The following is a 14,961-nucleotide window of genomic DNA, read 5'->3' as shown; positions in this document are numbered from 1 at the left end:
CTGAGAAGACACGAACGCCCCTCGTGCCTTACATCTTGTAGTACATGTCGAATTCGACCGGGTGCGGATGGAGTTCGTATTTCATGTTCTCTTCCATTTTCAGGTCGATATAGCTGTCGATCTGGTCGTCGTCGAACACGCCGCCTTTCTTGAGGAAGGCGCGGTCGGCGTCGAGCGCCGCCAGGGCTTCGCGCAGCGAACCGCAGACCTGCGGGATGCTCTTCGCTTCTGCCGGGGGCAGGTCGTAGAGGTCCTTGTCCATTGCGTCGCCGGGATGGATCTTGTTCTCGATGCCATCAAGACCGGCCATCAGCAGCGCGGCAAAGGCGAGGTAGGGGTTCGCCATCGGATCAGGGAAGCGCGTTTCGATCCGCTTGGCTTTGGGGTTCGAGCCGAACGGAATGCGGATCGAGGCCGAACGGTTGCGCGACGAGTAGGCGAGCATGACCGGCGCTTCATAGCCCGGCACGAGACGCTTGTAGGAGTTCGTCGACGGGTTGGTGATCGCGTTCAGCGCTTTCGCGTGCTTGATGATGCCGCCGATGTAGTAGAGGCACATCTCGCTGAGGTCGGCATACTTGTTGCCGGCGAACAGCGGCTTGCCGCCTTTCCAGATCGACTGGTGAACGTGCATTCCCGAGCCGTTGTCCTTGTACATCGGCTTCGGCATGAAGGTCGCCGTCTTGCCGTACTGGTGGGCAACGTTGTGGATGACGTACTTGTAGAGCTGCATCCGGTCGGCCATCACCGTCAGCGTCGAGAACTTGAGGCCAAGCTCGTGCTGGGCGGGGGCCACCTCGTGGTGGTGCTTTTCCGGCTGCAGGCCGATTTCGCCCATGATCGTCAGCATTTCGCCGCGCATGTCCTGTTCGGAGTCGATCGGCGGAACCGGGAAATAGCCGCCCTTCGGGCCCGGGCGGTGGCCCATGTTGCCGGTCGGATAGATCTTGCCGGTGTTCACCGGCAGTTCGGTCGAGTCGAAGCTGTAGCCGGTATTGTGCGGGTCGGTGGACCAGCGCACATCGTCGAAGATGAAGAACTCGGCTTCCGGTCCGAAGAAGGCGGTGTCGCCGACGCCCGAAGCGGCGAGGTAGGCTTCAGCCTTCTTCGCGGTGGTGCGCGGGTCGCGGTTGTACGCTTGGCCCGAGATGGGATCGAGTACGTCGCAGAACACGGCCAGCGTCGTCTGCTGGAAGAAGGGGTCGATGAAGCCGGTCGAGAGGTCGGGCTTCAGCAGCATGTCGGACTCGTTGATGGCTTTCCAGCCGGCAACTGAGGAGCCGTCGAACATCTGGCCTTCTTCGAAGAATTCCTTGTCCACCATGTCCTTGTGGAAGGAAACGTGCTGCGTCTTGCCGCGCGGATCCGTGAAGCGAAGGTCGACGTACTGGACGTCCTGGTCCTTCATGATTTTGAGCAGGTTTTCAGCCATTGATATTGCCTTCTTGTGAGCTGTCTGAGCTGTCAGTCCTGAAGGAGCGCTGGGGCGCGCGCCTCCCTTTGTTTTCCCGGACTGCGTGAGCCCGGGATATTCCTAGAGCGCTGCGTCGCCAGTTTCACCCGTGCGGATGCGCACTGCGTCAATAACGTCAGAAACGAAGATCTTGCCATCGCCGATCTTGTCAGTGTGGGCCGCTTTCTTGATCGCCTCGACGGCGCTTTCGACTGCGCTGTCGGCGAGAACGACTTCGATCTTCAGCTTGGGCAGGAAGTCGACGACATATTCCGCGCCGCGATAGAGTTCGGTATGGCCGCGCTGGCGGCCGAAGCCCTTGGCTTCGATCACCGTCATGCCTTGCAGGCCGATTTCCTGAAGGGCTTCCTTCACATCGTCGAGTTTGAAGGGTTTGATGATCGCTTCGATTTTCTTCATGCGTGGTTCTCCCCAGCCGCCGGGTTAAGATTTCATCCGTGCGTATGGGGTGTTTCGGGCTGAGGCGAGGGCAACTGGCGGGAGTCGCCCGCCGCAGCCGCCGGGTGGTAAAAAAACGGGCATGTCCGCCTAACCATTGGGCAGGGCGTTTCCACGCTTTCGTTGATAAAAATGACGCTAGCGTCACTTTTCAGCAATCTGTGTGTGTGATATGGCCGTAACCAATGCTCGGAGACCTGCCTATGACCGCTGAAGTGTATGTGCATCCAGAACGCCGCCGCGGCGCCTTCCGCCCCCTCAAGGCGTGGAACCACATGCAGAAGCTGATCGCCGACAAGGAAGACACCGAACAGGTCTTCCACATCATCGAGGCCCTGAACGGCAACGCTTTCGAGCGCAATTTCTGGGCATTCGTGAACACGCCGGCCGGCCAGAAGCTGATTCAGGAAAAGCCTTACCTGCCGCCAGTCCTGGATGACCACAGCTGGATCCATGCCCTGCCGGAGGGCACCGTTGGCCGCGCCTATGCCGAATTCATGGAACGCGAAGGCCTCACGGCGCAGGGCCTGGTCGATGAAAGCATGAAGCACCAGTCCAAATCGCGCGAGTTCGATGACGACATGCTCTGGTATGCGAATCGCCTGCGCGACACGCATGACCTGTTCCATGTCCTCACCGGCTATAACCGCGATGCGCTGGGCGAAGCCTCGCTGCTCGCCTTCACCTACAGCCAGAACCCCGGCCTCGGCGTCATCTTCATCGCCTTCATGGGCTGCCGCACCATCGCAAAGCATGCCCCGAAGGGCGCACGTGTGATGGACTGCTTCCGGGAAGGCAAACGCAACGGCGCACTTGCCGAAAAGATCATCCAGCAGGACATCCTCGCCCTGATGCACGAGCCGCTTGAGGCCGCCCGCGCGCGCCTCGGCATCCAGCCGCCCGTCATCTACCGCGAAACGCTCGCCCTGCTGGAACAGCATGGCTACACGCCGACCCTCCAGCCGCAGGCAATCGACGCCGAGCCCGTCGCCGCGTGATCTGGCTGATCCGACACGGCGAGGCCGCTGCCGGCTGGGGCGACCATGCCGATCCCGGCCTCAGCGACCTTGGCCACAGGCAGGCCGAAGTCGCCGCCGCAATCCTCGCGCCGCTGCCGGTGCGCGGGTTGATCTCCAGCCCCATGCAACGATGCCGCGAAACGTCTGCGCCCACCTCGAAACAGTTCGCGCTCGCCCCGGCCATCGCCACGGAAGTCAGCGAGATCACGGCGCCCGCAGGCACCGAAGATCGCGCCAGCTGGCTGCGCGGCATCATGACCGGCACATGGAGCGAAGCAGGCGAGACCTACACCGCCTGGCGCCGCCGCGCCGGAGACTTCGTCGAAGCCCTGCCGGAAGGCACCGTGGTCTTCTCCCACTTTGTCGCCATCAATGCGCTCTGCGGCCTGTTCGAAAACGATGACCGCGTGACCGTGTTCCGGCCCGGCCATTGTTCGATCACGCGGTTGGAGCGCCGGGGCGGGGCCCTGCGCGTGGCAGAATATGGAAGCGAAGCCGCGACTCGCGTGCTATGAGCCGCCGGTATGGGCAGGCCGATACTCACACCACAGGAAATGCGCGCCGCTGAGCAGGCACTGTTCGATGCAGGGCTCGACAGTTTCGTCCTGATGCAACGCGCCGGCGAAGCAGTGGCAGAGTTTGTCCACGCCCATTGGCCGGACGGCACGATCCAGGTTCTATGCGGCCCCGGCGGGAATGGCGGCGACGGCTTCGTCGCCGCTGCGAAACTGGCCAAGCTCTGGCGCAAGGTGGAAGTCTTCTGCGTGGTTCCCGTCGCTGAGTTGAAAGGCGACGCCGCCAAGGCCGCTGCACTCTGGGAAGGCAAGGTCGGCACGCTGGAGGAGGCGCTCACCGCGCCGCACGATCTGGTGCTCGACGCGCTCTATGGCGGCGGCCTGTCGCGACCGCTCGATGGCGTCGCCGCTGCGCTTGCGGAGCGTCCCGCGCGGGTGATTTCCATCGACGTGCCCTCCGGCATAGACGGCGCCACGGCAAAGCCCATCGGCCCCTGCTTCCGCGCCGAAGGCACGCTCACTTTCGCCGCTCTGCGCCCCGCGCATGTGCTGCTGCCCGGCGCAGCCTTCTGCGGCGCGGTGATGGTCGCCGATATCGGTGTGCCGGTGCAGACCAAGGCGGTCGAGAACAGCCCGGCGCTCTGGGTCGGCCAGATGCCGCAGCCGGGACAGAGTGACTACAAGCACCGCCGCGGCCATCTCAAGGTCGTCAGTGGACCGATGACCTCCACGGGCGCTGCACGGCTCGCCGCACGCGCCGGCCTGCGCGCCGGGGCAGGGCTGGTGACGCTGCTGTCGCCGCCGGATGCGATGATGGTCAATGCCACGCACCTCACCGCCATCATGCTGTCCTCCGTGGACGGAGCAGATGCGCTGGCCGAGTCCGCTGCGAATGCCAATGTCGTCATCCTCGGCCCTGCCGCAGGCCTGACGGCGCGTACCCTGGCCTATGCCGAAACCCTGCTGAAATCACCCGCCCGCTGCGTTCTGGACGCCGACGCGCTCACCGTGTTCAGCGACGATCCCGCGCGTCTCTTCGCGCAGCTGCGCCCCGGCGATGTGCTGACCCCGCATACCGGCGAGTTCCAACGCCTGTTCGGCGACCTGCTCACCGCCGCGCCCAACAAGATCGAAGCCGCCCGCGCCGCCGCAGCAAAGGCGGGCTGCGTCGTCGTCGTGAAAGGCGCCGACACGGTGATCGCCGAGCCCGGCGGCAACGCCCTCGTCAACACACACGCCACCCGCTGGCTCGCCACCGCCGGCTCCGGCGACGTGCTCGCCGGCTTCATGGCCGGCTTCATGTCACAGGGCGTCGACACCTTCACCGCCGCCGCCATGGCCACCTGGATCCACGGCGAAGCCGGCATCCGCATCGGCGCCGGCCTGATCTCGGAAGACCTGGAACAGGAACTGCCGGATATCCTCAGCGCGCTGCACGGGGAACTTACGCCGCAGTCTTGAGTTTGCAGGCTGAAACCACGCGACACAGAATTCGCCTCTCGGGCGAGATACTGGTGCCCGGTTCGCTGAGGGCGCGGTCGGATTGCCGGTTTCGCTGCGCATGTCGCATCCTGCACAGGAATTGCAACAGGCAGGCGCCCTGCGGCGATCATTCAGGCTTTAATCCTGTCCGGCATCCGGGTAGGAGTTGTCGAGCACCTGAACGCATAGGCAAATGATGTGACTATCCCGGGGAACGGGCCCCCACATAGTATGGATTGGAGAGCCCCGGAATGAACCCCTTGAAAGGTCGCGATCACGCGGGAGTTTCCGACAGCGCAGCGGCAGATCGCCTTCAGGCAGACCTGCGGCATACCGCGCCCGGTGTGCGCATTTTTGTCGACTTTGATCACACGCTGTTCCTCTGGAACTCGACCGAGGCCTATCTGGACGAAGTCCGCCCGAGCGGTGTTTTTGCGCCAGTCTTGAAGCTCATCTCCGGGCTCGTTCCGTGGCGCGCCTTTGGTCGCAATGGTTATTTCGTCTGGCGGGATTTCGTCCGCCTGCTGTTCGTCATGGTGTTCGCGCCCTGGACCCGGGGCAGCTTTGGAAAGCGCGCGCCGGACCTGTTCGCGGCGCACCTCAACGCCCGCCTTGATGCGATGCTGCAGGGCATCGACCCGTCTCGGATCGTGATCGTCAGTTTCGGGCTGGCATCCGTCATCCGGCCGCTGCTTGCCGGCAGCCGTTACGCGCAGGCGACCCTTGTTGCCCCCGGACTCTTCGGCCAGCCCGGCGCCCGTGCGCGGGGAAAAGTTGAGATGCTGAGAAAAGCCGGTGTCGAGATTGATCCGTCTGCGGATATCGTGATCACAGACTCTGCGAAGGACGACGCCGACCTGCTCGCTGCCGCGCAGAAATCCCACGTCGTGGAATGGCCGGAGGCGGTCACCCGGCCGGCCCATGCAGACGCTTACTTCCCGTTCTTCTACACGGCGCGCATCAAGCGGTCGCCGGGGTTTCTCGTCAAGCAGGTCTTTCTCGAAGAACTTCCCATCATCCTTCTGATGTTCGCCGTTCTTGATATTGCGCTCGCGATCCCGGTGTTGATTCTGATCACGATGCTCTTCATCGCCTACATGCTTGTCTACGAAATCGGCTATGCCGAGAATGACCGGGTCGGCGAACAGAAAGAGGTGCGCCCAAAACTCAGCGCGCGCTATTTTGAGAGCAAGACGATCCGGATGCAGCCGGATGCCTGGGTCTGGGCGGCCGGCGTCACGCTCCTGGGCTTCTCGATCACGCCAGAGGTAGAGCGCGCAGCGATTGCCCGGTATGCAGGCCTGCCGGGGCTGGAGGGCACCGCCATCGAAATCCTGGCGCTCTCGGGCATCTGGATGGCCTTCCTGCTGCTCTCACGCGCGGTCTTCTGGGTTTTCAATCATGCGCCTCTGGCTTGGCGGGTCTTCGTCTATCTTCCACTCCACGCGACCAAGTATTTTGGTCCGCTGATCTTCCTCACCGCACACCCGGCCGGTGTCGCGCTGGGCCTCGCCCAGATGGTGCGCACCTGGGCGATGTACGCCATCCGCCGTGCCGGTGGCGATGAACATCTGCTATCCAGCCAGATGGTGCGGCTTTGCTTTCTCGCCGTGTTCTCGGTGGTTATTTTCCGGGTCGTCGAATTGACGCTGCAAGAAGCGATCCTGCTGGTGATCTCTTTCATCTTCTGCCTGGTCCGCGCGCTGCCGGAAATCCGCAGGAAGATGACCGGAACCCAGAAAAAGCTCGCACTCGCCCCGAGATAGCGCCGTGCGAAGTCTCTGGTGCGGATGAGAGGACTCGAACCTCCACACCTTGCGGCGCTGGAACCTAAATCCAGTGCGTCTACCAATTCCGCCACATCCGCACGAGCCTGCCTCTTACGCGAGGGGGCGGCCCCCCGCAATGACCCGTCTGTGCGGGCGATCCGGGGGCACTGCACTCGCCCGCTGCGCGGCGTGGACAGGGCCCCTGCCATATGACATAAGCCGCCGCTTCAAGGCAGGTTTTGGCAGGTCCGGGGCCCTGAGTGGGCGCCCCGGAACTGCGTGCATTTACGAAAGACGTGGACATGGAAGTCACCCAGACCAAGGCAGAAGGTCTCAGCCGCACCTTTGCGGTGAAGGTTACCGTGAAGGAACTTCAGGCGAAACTCGACCAGCGAATCGAGGAAGTGCGCCCCGGCATGCGCCTCAAGGGCTTCCGCCCCGGCAAGGTGCCGGCGGCCCATGTGCGCAAGATGTATGGCCGCGACCTGATGGGCGAGCTGCTCGACAAGCTGGTCAACGAGACCAACCAGAAAGCCCTCGACGACGCCTCGCTGCGCCCCGCCGGCACTCCACAGGTGCAGCTGGAAGGCGATATCGAGAAGGTCGTGAAGGGTGAGGCCGATCTCGCATGGCAGATGAATGTCGATGTGATGCCGGAATTCACGCCCATTGATCCCGCCACGCTGACGATCACGCGCCCGGTTGCGGAAGTCTCGCAGGAGCAGATCGACGAGGCCCTCGGCCGCATTGCCGGTCAGAACATGAAGTACGAGCCCCGCGAAGAGGGCGCAGCGGCCCAGGACGGTGACGCTGTCATCATCGACTTTGTCGGCAAGATCGACGGCGAAGCCTTTGAAGGTGGCGCGGCTGAACAGCAGTCAGTCGTTCTTGGTTCGAACCGCTTCATCCCGGGCTTCGAGGAGCAGCTCGTCGGCGTCAAAGCTGGTGATGAGAAAGTGTTGAACGTCTCCTTCCCGGACGACTACCCGTCCGCCAACCTCGCCGGCAAGGCCGCCACATTCGAGACGAAAGTTCACGAAGTGCGCGCCCCGCAGACCCCGGCAGTGGACGATGAGTTCGCCAAAGGCCTCGGCCTCGAAAGCCTCGAGCAGCTGACCGGCCTCGTTAAGGACCAGCTGTCTGCCGAGCATGCGAACGCGTCCCGCTCGAAAGCCAAGCGCGACCTGCTCGACAAGCTCGACGCCGCTCACGACTTCGAGCTGCCGCAAGGCATGGTGAACCAGGAGTTCGACCAGATCTGGCAACAGCTCCAGCGCGAGATGGATGCCGGCCGCGTCACCGACGAAGAGAAGAAGAAGCCGGAAGACGAGCTGAAAGCCGAATACCGCAAGATCGCTGAGCGCCGCGTGCGCCTCGGCCTCGTGCTGGCTGAAATCGGCCGCGTCTCGGATGTTCGCATCACCGAGCAGGAAGTAAACCAGGCCCTGATCCGCGAAGCGCGCCAGTATCCGGGCCAGGAGAAGGAAGTGGTGCAGTTCTTCCAGCGAAACCCGAACGCGATGGCCCAGCTGCGCGCGCCCATCTACGAGGACAAAGTCGTCGACCACATCCTCGCTGTCGCCACTGTGGAAGAAACCTCCGTCAGCCGCGAAGAGCTCTTCAAGGAAGACGAGGGCTGATCTGGCCGCGCCTTTAAAAAGCGTCTGAAATCAAAGGGCCGGCGGGATATCCTCGCCGGCTTTTTTGCTGGGCGGGGCAGGGTGCGCGCCTTGGTAAACCGATATTAACCAGCGCGGAGGCAAGGTCACAGGGACTAACGATTCTCGAGGATTTTGCCCGCCATGACGGTTCAGAGCATTCGCCCGCAGCTGTCCGAAGACGACATCGTCCGCCTGATGCGCGGCGAGACGCCGGAACAGCGCGCTTCGGTAGCCCATCGCCTGTGCCGCCGCATCGCGCTGGACGTGCTGTCAGACCGCGAGAAAGCCTTCGCGGAGGAAATCATCGGCATTCTCGCCGAAGACGCTGCCGATCTCGTGCGCCGCACGCTGGCTGTCACGCTGCGCTCATCGCCGATCCTGCCGCGCGAAGTCGCCCTGAAACTGGCGCAGGATATCGAGGCGGTCGCGATCCCGATCCTGCAGGAATCCCCGGTGCTGACCGAGGAAGACCTCGTCGAACTCGTCCTCGCCGTCACTGCCGCCAAGCAGGCCGCCATCGCCAGCCGCGAAACGGTGTCGATCACGCTCTCGGAGATCATCTCCGAGCACGGATCGGTGGAAGCCGTCCGTGCCCTGTCGATGAACAATGGCGCCGAGTGGAGCGACAAGGCCTTCGACGACACGATCCGCCGCTATGGCAAGGACGAGATTGTTCAGGCCGGCCTGATCAAGCGCGATTTCATCCCGACGCATATCGCCGAGAAGATGGTGTCGATGGTTTCCGGCCAGCTCTTCGACATCCTCGTCAACCGCCACGAACTGCCCGCCCAGCTCGCCATCGATCTCGCCGCCAGCGCGCGCGAGCGGGCAACGATTGACCTCGTCGAGCAGGCTGGCCGCACGCACGACCTGCCGCGCTTCGTCGCCCAGCTGAACCTCAACGGTCGCCTCACCAACTCGCTGATCATGCGCGCGCTGTGCTGCGGGCAGATGCGCTTCGTGGAGCATGCGCTGTCGGAACTTTCCGGTGTGGCTCACCAGCGCGTCTGGCTGATGATCCACGATGCCGGCCCGCTCGGCCTGCAGGCGGTGTTCGACCGTGCCGGCCTACCGCGCAAGATGCTGCCGGCCTTCAAGGCTGCGGTGAATGTGTTCCACGAAACCCAGCATGACGGCGGCCCGAACGATCGCGCCCGCTTCCGTGCACGGATGATCGAGCGCGTGCTGACGCAGTTCCAGGCCATCCCCAAGGACGACCTCGACTACCTGCTCGACAAGCTCGACTATTATTCCGAAATGGCTGCCCGCGAAGAAACGGGCGCGGACACAGACGCCGCTTAAGCGTCCGTCCTCGGCGCCACGGCGCCTGCCACGCCGTAGTCCGCGAGATTGCCGCCGTCGCGCCAGTTCGCGTGATCTGCTACCACCAGGATGCCGGAGGCATGCGCCGTCGCGGCCACATCGCACAGCTCTTGCGACGCCTCAACAGCGTCCGCATCCACCCGGATCGTATCGATCAGGATACGGACGGTTTCGCTCAGCGGCGTCTGCCAGGAATGGCGCATGTCGATGCCGACACGGAAGCCCGCCTTGCGCAGGCGCGCAAGGCGCGTGGTCACGTCCGCAGGGTCGCCGGCAAGGGCGGCATCCGGGAACATCAGGCAGAATTCCTGCTGGCAGAGGATGGTGCGGCGCACCGCGGCGTCGCAGGCAACGGCGGTGTTCGGATCTGCCAGAGCCGCCATCGGCGCCGTCACCAGGATCGGGCGGGGGGATTGTTCCTGCGCACAGGCCGCGCTTGCAACGCGCTCGAGGCGCATGGCCATCCATTTCGCGGCATTCTGCGCTTCACCGGCAACGCGGCCGAACACGGCGCGCTCTTCAAATTCCACAGGCTCGTCGGCCACAAGGCCCAGGGAATCCCCGCCCAGCAGGTGCACGACCGGCATGAACCGGACAAGCGGCGACTCTACAGCCTTGAGAAGGCTCGTGTTCGGGCGGGGGTAGGGGCGCATGGGCGTGTCCTCGGCGTCACTATTCTGGTGCTCTTGCCTTCCCTAACGGCGGGAGTTGAACATCACGCGCAGGCGCCGGGTAAGATTTCCGGCAAATTTTAAGGATTTTGGCCACCATGACTGAACGGCCCCCCTCGGACCCGAAGCTTTCCGCAACCGTTCTGCTGCTGCGAAACGCCCAGCCGGCGCCCGAAGTGCTGATGGTGAAGCGCCATTACGAAATCGATTTTGCGGCCGGCGCGCTGGTGTTTCCGGGCGGCAAGGCCGCCGCCGGCGATGCCGATCCGGGCTGGGACGCGTACACCGATGGTGATTTCGGGCCGGTCCAGCAGGATGCCCGCATCGCCGCCATCCGCGAGGCCTATGAGGAATCCGGCCTCGTCATAGCCCGCCACCGCACCGCGCGCGGCCCGGATGCCCCGCTGGTAGATGCAGAAATCGCGGACCTTCTGTCGCCGTATCGCAGCGCGGTCGACAAGGGCGAAGCATCATTCCTCGAACTGATCCGGTCGAAAGATCTCGTGCTCGCGCTCGACAGCCTCGTCCATTTCGGCCACTGGATCACGCCGATCATGATGCCGAAGCGGTTCGACACGCACTTCTATCTCGCGCCCGCTCCGGAACGTCAGATCGCCGCCCATGATGGCCGCGAGACGACCGATGCTGTCTGGCTCTCCGCCACCGAGGCGCTGCGTCAGGAGAAGGAAGGTGAGGCCACCATCATCTTCCCGACACGGATGAACCTTGTGAAGCTCGCCCGCGCGACATCCGTTGAGTTTGCCGTAAAGACCTTCGGCGCCGAACCGGTCGTCAGTGTACTGCCAAAACCGGGCAAGACCGAAGACGGCGCGCCCTGCCTCTTCATCCCGGAAGAAGCCGGCTACGGCCAGACGATGGAACTGCTTTCAAACGTGAAAGTCTGATCAGCCCGCCAGCTTGGCGGCAACCCGGCGCTCCAGCGCATCACACACGGCATCCGCCACCGAATGGCTGGCATCGCCTTCCGGGCCGGCTGCAATCGCGGCGCGGCAGGCCTCGACATGCAGGTTGATCAGCGGCGCATTCTCGCCCGGCTTCGTGTTCGAGAGCAGCGTGCACAGCGATTTGGACAGGCGCGAGACGGCCGGATATCCATAGGAGGGGGCCGCGCCGGTAATATTGTGGGCGCAGGTATAGAGGCGGCGATAGTCTTCGGCGCCCGCCTCGGGCAGCTGCGCCTCTGCCCAGGCAGACCGCAGCGCTTCCAGGTCGCGGCGCATCCAGGTCTCGAACTGTTCGGTCAGCCCGTCGATCGCGCGCTCGGCCTCTTCGCCCAGCGATTCGGCCTGCGCCAGCGCTGCGACGGTTGCGGTCTCGCTATGCTGCGGCTTCAGCACGCGCGAGATGTCCGGCGGGGGCAGGGGCTGGCTCTGCCGGCGATTCTTCGAGAGAGCGCCGGACGCGGTGGAAAGCAGTCTACCAAGCATTTTTTGAGGCCTCTTGAGTCTATCCCTCGAGGTTAATGGCCAAGAATTAACACTCTGCTGACGGAGCGTTTATTCCCTTAGAAAGCAAACTGTTCGGTCAGGATACGCTCATCCAGGGCATGGCCGGGATCAAACAGCAGGGTGAGGCGGCGCGACGGATCGGCCTCGACCGACACTTTCACGATATCACGCACTTCCTGATTGTCGGCCGAGGCCGACACCGGCCGGCGGTCGGGCGCCAGCACTTCGATATCCACACGGGCATCATGGCGCAGCAGTGCGCCGCGCCAGCGCCGGGGCCGGAACGCAGAAACCGGCGTCAGGGCCAGCAGGTTCGCCCCGATCGGCAGGATCGGGCCGTGGGCGGACAGGTTATATGCCGTCGAGCCCGCCGGGGTCGCCACCATCACCCCGTCGCAGGAAAGTTCGTCCAGCCGCGTGCGCCCGTCGACCGCGATCTTCAGCCGCGCGGACTGCGCCATCTGCCGCAGCAGCGAGACTTCGTTGATCGCATGCGCCCGGTGCTCGGCGCCGTGAATGTCCAGCGCATACATCCTTAGCGGCACCAGCGTCGCGCGTTCGGCTGCATCGATCCGCTCGATCAGTCCCTCGGCCTGGTACTCGTTCATCAGGAAGCCGATCGTGCCCCGGTTCATGCCATAGACCGGCTTGTTATCGGCAAACCGGCGGCGCAGCGTGTCGAGGATCGCGCCGTCCCCGCCGAGGGCGACCACGACATCGGCCTCCTCCTCTGGAACATTGCCATATTTCGACGCGAGCAGGGGCAGGGCCTGCTGCGCTTCGGGACGTTTGGAGGCGAAAAAGGCAAGTTTTACATCAGCCATGCCCGGCCATGTGGGAATGCTTTGGGTTAGCCGTCAAGGCGCCCCGGCTTTCCCCCGCGTCCCAAGGTGACACGCGCGTCACCTTCATCTGGCGCCGGAGGCCCGGATCGGGTATGAATAGTCCATCAGAACAGGGAGAAATGCACATGGCCGACGGCGCAGCCCAGATCGATATCCGTAAGTCCGTGTCCGAGGCGGAGTGGAAAGCGCGGGTCGATCTCGCCGCCCTCTACCGCCTGACAGCCCTCTATGGCTGGGACGACATGATCTTCACCCACATCTCCCACCGTGTACCGGGCCCGGAACACCACTTCCTGATCAACCCCTATGGCTGGTTCTTCGAGGAAATCACCGCCTCCTCGCTGGTCAAGGTCGACCTTGACGGCAATATCGTCCAGGAGACCGACGCGATGATCAACCCTGCCGGGTTCACCATCCACTCCGCCATCCACGCTGCCCGCGAAGATGCGCATGTCGTGATGCACCTGCACACCGATCAGGGCGTGGCGGTGTCCTCCCAGAAGGAGGGCCTCTTGCCGATCAGCCAGACGGCCATGATCGTGCGCGAAGACGTCGCCTATCACGACTATGAGGGCGTCGCCCTCGACCTTGACGAGCGCGAGCGCCTGGTGCGCGACCTTGGCCCTAAGAAGCATTCCATGCTGCTGCGCAACCACGGCACGCTCACCTGCGGCGAGACCGCGGCGATGACCTTCTCGCGCATGTTCTTCCTCGAGCGGGCCTGCAAGATGCAGATCATGGCCCTTTCGGCGGGCCGCGACGGCGTCCTCGAGTGCGACGAACCGCTTCAGCAAAAGGTCGCCGGGCAGGGCGGCATGACCCAGCACAGCTCGGGCATGTCGAAACTGACGGAAATGCTGGTCTGGCCGGCCCTGCTGCGCAAGCTGGACCGGGACCTGCCCGGTTATGCCGCATAGGTATTTTACCGGATCGGTCATAATTACCGCCGGGCCTAGAGACATCGGGCCCGGCGTCCCATATCGGGGGCGCCCGTTTCTGAAGGTTCGCGTTAGGTCATGAAGCATATCAAAGCGTTCGAAGATGCCCTGAACACCATCCACGGCGAAGGCCGCTACCGGGTGTTCGTGGACCTGCACCGTCACAAGGGCCGTTTCCCGAAGGCCACCGCCCGGTTTGAGGACGGCGAGCGCGAAGTCACCATCTGGTGTTCGAACGACTATCTCGGCATGGGTCAGGATGACGATGTCATCAACGCCATGCACGAGGCCATCGACAGCTTCGGCGCCGGCTCCGGCGGCACCCGCAACATCTCCGGCACCACCCGTTTCCACGTTGATCTCGAGCGCGAACTCGCCGACCTGCACGGCAAGCAGGCCGCGCTGCTGTTTACCTCCGGCTATGTGTCGAACGACGCGACCCTGTCGACGCTCGGCAAGATCATGAAAAACCTGATCATCTATTCCGACGCGCTGAACCACGCCTCGATGATCGAAGGCATCCGCCGTTCCGGCGCCGACTACCGCGTTTTCCGCCATAACGATGTCGATCATCTGCGCTCGCTGCTCGAAAACGACGATCCGGATCGTCCGAAACTGATCGCCTTCGAAAGCGTCTATTCGATGGACGGCGATTTCGGCCGCATGCAGGAAATCTGCGATCTTGCCGACGAGTTCGACGCGCTGACCTATCTCGACGAAGTCCACGCCGTCGGCCTCTATGGCGAGCAGGGCGCGGGCGTTGCGCAGATGCTCGGCCTTGGCGACCGCATCGACATCATCGAAGGCACGCTCGCCAAGGGTTTCGGCGTCATGGGCGGCTATATCGCCAGCCACGCCACGGTCGTTGACGCCATCCGCTCGATGGCCTCCGGTTTCATCTTCAGTACCTCGACCTGCCCGGTCATGGCTGCCGGCGCGCTTGCCAGCATCCGCAAGCTGCGCACCGACGAAGGCCGCCGCCTGCGCGCATCCCATCAGCTCAAAGCCGCGCAGCTGAAAGAGAAATTCGTCGAGGCCGGTCTTCCGGTGATGGAATCGCCCTCGCACATCGTGCCGCTGCTCGTTGGCGACCCGGAACGCTGCAAGGCCCTGTCCGACACGCTGCTGTTCGACTTCGGCATCTACGTCCAGCCGATCAACTACCCGACCGTGCCCCGCGGCACCGAGCGCCTGCGCTTCACTCCGAGCCCGGTGCATGACGAAGTGATGATGGACGAACTCGTCGCCGCCATCCTTGCCGTCTGGAAACAACTGGGCCTCGACAAGGCGGCCTGAGCCTCACCTTAGGAAGGCCGCTTGCGGCCCTTTTTCGCTGGCGTATCGGAAGCGGCCTTGC

General features: G+C 63.7%; 14 protein-coding genes and 1 tRNA gene. 9 read left to right on the top strand and 6 right to left on the bottom strand.

Annotated elements, in window-relative coordinates; genetic code table 11:
* Positions 1-28: 28 nt before the first annotated feature.
* Complete coding sequence (glnA, locus tag ACK4TE_RS00750; protein ID WP_409909545.1) at positions 29-1,432, bottom strand: type I glutamate--ammonia ligase; 1,404 nt, start codon at positions 1,430-1,432, stop codon at positions 29-31.
* A 102-nt stretch (positions 1,433-1,534) separates the two neighbouring features.
* The gene (locus ACK4TE_RS00745; protein ID WP_409909544.1) at positions 1,535-1,873 is read right to left on the bottom strand and encodes a P-II family nitrogen regulator; all 339 of its coding nucleotides are present in this window, start codon (positions 1,871-1,873) and stop codon (positions 1,535-1,537) included.
* A gap of 242 nt (positions 1,874-2,115) precedes the next feature.
* Between ACK4TE_RS00745 and ACK4TE_RS00740 the strand changes: the two genes are divergently transcribed.
* The 4 genes from ACK4TE_RS00740 to ACK4TE_RS00725 all read left to right on the top strand — a co-directional run bounded on the left by ACK4TE_RS00740 (position 2,116) and on the right by ACK4TE_RS00725 (position 6,694).
* On the top strand, positions 2,116-2,910 hold the full coding sequence (locus tag ACK4TE_RS00740; protein WP_409909543.1) for a Coq4 family protein: 795 nt from the start codon (positions 2,116-2,118) through the stop codon (positions 2,908-2,910).
* Positions 2,907-3,446, top strand: a complete 540-nt coding sequence (locus ACK4TE_RS00735) for a histidine phosphatase family protein (protein WP_409909542.1) — start codon at positions 2,907-2,909, stop codon at positions 3,444-3,446. The genes ACK4TE_RS00740 and ACK4TE_RS00735 overlap by 4 nt, the downstream gene beginning before the upstream one ends.
* Positions 3,447-3,455: 9 nt before the next feature.
* Positions 3,456-4,907, top strand: a complete 1,452-nt coding sequence (locus ACK4TE_RS00730; protein ID WP_409909541.1) for an NAD(P)H-hydrate dehydratase — start codon at positions 3,456-3,458, stop codon at positions 4,905-4,907.
* A gap of 272 nt (positions 4,908-5,179) precedes the next feature.
* Positions 5,180-6,694 carry a haloacid dehalogenase-like hydrolase gene (locus ACK4TE_RS00725; protein WP_409909540.1) on the top strand — a complete coding sequence of 505 codons (1,515 nt, stop codon included), beginning with the start codon at positions 5,180-5,182 and terminating at the stop codon, positions 6,692-6,694.
* Positions 6,695-6,710: 16 nt separating this feature from the next.
* On the opposite strand, the gene ACK4TE_RS00720 is transcribed toward ACK4TE_RS00725, so the two are convergent.
* Positions 6,711-6,795 (bottom strand) — tRNA-Leu (locus tag ACK4TE_RS00720).
* A gap of 204 nt (positions 6,796-6,999) precedes the next feature.
* Here ACK4TE_RS00720 and tig point away from each other — a divergent pair.
* Both tig and ACK4TE_RS00710 read left to right on the top strand, forming a co-directional pair.
* Positions 7,000-8,337 carry a trigger factor gene (gene tig / locus ACK4TE_RS00715; protein WP_409909539.1) on the top strand — a complete coding sequence of 446 codons (1,338 nt, stop codon included), beginning with the start codon at positions 7,000-7,002 and terminating at the stop codon, positions 8,335-8,337.
* A 162-nt stretch (positions 8,338-8,499) separates the two neighbouring features.
* Positions 8,500-9,660 (top strand): DUF2336 domain-containing protein, encoded by a 1,161-nt coding sequence (locus ACK4TE_RS00710; RefSeq protein ID WP_409909538.1) that lies wholly within the window; start codon positions 8,500-8,502, stop codon positions 9,658-9,660.
* Here the strand turns inward: ACK4TE_RS00710 and ACK4TE_RS00705 are convergent.
* Positions 9,657-10,334, bottom strand: a complete 678-nt coding sequence (locus tag ACK4TE_RS00705; protein WP_409909537.1) for a hypothetical protein — start codon at positions 10,332-10,334, stop codon at positions 9,657-9,659. The genes ACK4TE_RS00710 and ACK4TE_RS00705 overlap by 4 nt on opposite strands.
* Before the next feature lie 116 nt (positions 10,335-10,450).
* Here ACK4TE_RS00705 and ACK4TE_RS00700 point away from each other — a divergent pair, with 116 nt between their 5' ends.
* Positions 10,451-11,257: an NUDIX hydrolase gene (locus tag ACK4TE_RS00700; RefSeq protein ID WP_409909536.1), complete on the top strand. Its 807-nt coding sequence runs from the start codon at positions 10,451-10,453 to the stop codon at positions 11,255-11,257.
* Here ACK4TE_RS00700 and ACK4TE_RS00695 read toward each other — a convergent pair whose 3' ends face one another.
* Together ACK4TE_RS00695 and ACK4TE_RS00690 are read right to left on the bottom strand one after the other, a co-directional pair.
* Positions 11,258-11,800, bottom strand: coding sequence for an Hpt domain-containing protein (locus ACK4TE_RS00695; RefSeq protein WP_409909535.1), 543 nt, complete (start codon positions 11,798-11,800; stop codon positions 11,258-11,260).
* 77 nt (positions 11,801-11,877) lie between these two features.
* Positions 11,878-12,645 carry an NAD kinase gene (locus ACK4TE_RS00690; protein WP_409909534.1) on the bottom strand — a complete coding sequence of 256 codons (768 nt, stop codon included), beginning with the start codon at positions 12,643-12,645 and terminating at the stop codon, positions 11,878-11,880.
* A 146-nt stretch (positions 12,646-12,791) separates the two neighbouring features.
* On the opposite strand from ACK4TE_RS00690, the gene ACK4TE_RS00685 reads away from it, so the two are divergent.
* Both ACK4TE_RS00685 and hemA read left to right on the top strand, forming a co-directional pair.
* Positions 12,792-13,583 carry a class II aldolase/adducin family protein gene (locus tag ACK4TE_RS00685; protein WP_409909533.1) on the top strand — a complete coding sequence of 264 codons (792 nt, stop codon included), beginning with the start codon at positions 12,792-12,794 and terminating at the stop codon, positions 13,581-13,583.
* A gap of 99 nt (positions 13,584-13,682) precedes the next feature.
* Positions 13,683-14,900, top strand: a complete 1,218-nt coding sequence (gene hemA / locus ACK4TE_RS00680; protein WP_409909532.1) for a 5-aminolevulinate synthase — start codon at positions 13,683-13,685, stop codon at positions 14,898-14,900.
* Positions 14,901-14,961: the final 61 nt, after the last annotated feature.

It is taken from the genome of Hyphomonas sp., assembly GCF_046313975.1.
Lineage (GTDB): Bacteria > Pseudomonadota > Alphaproteobacteria > Caulobacterales > Hyphomonadaceae > Hyphomonas.
The sequence above is the reverse complement of the archived record's forward strand: the minus strand, read 5'-3'. Positions and strand labels throughout refer to the sequence as shown.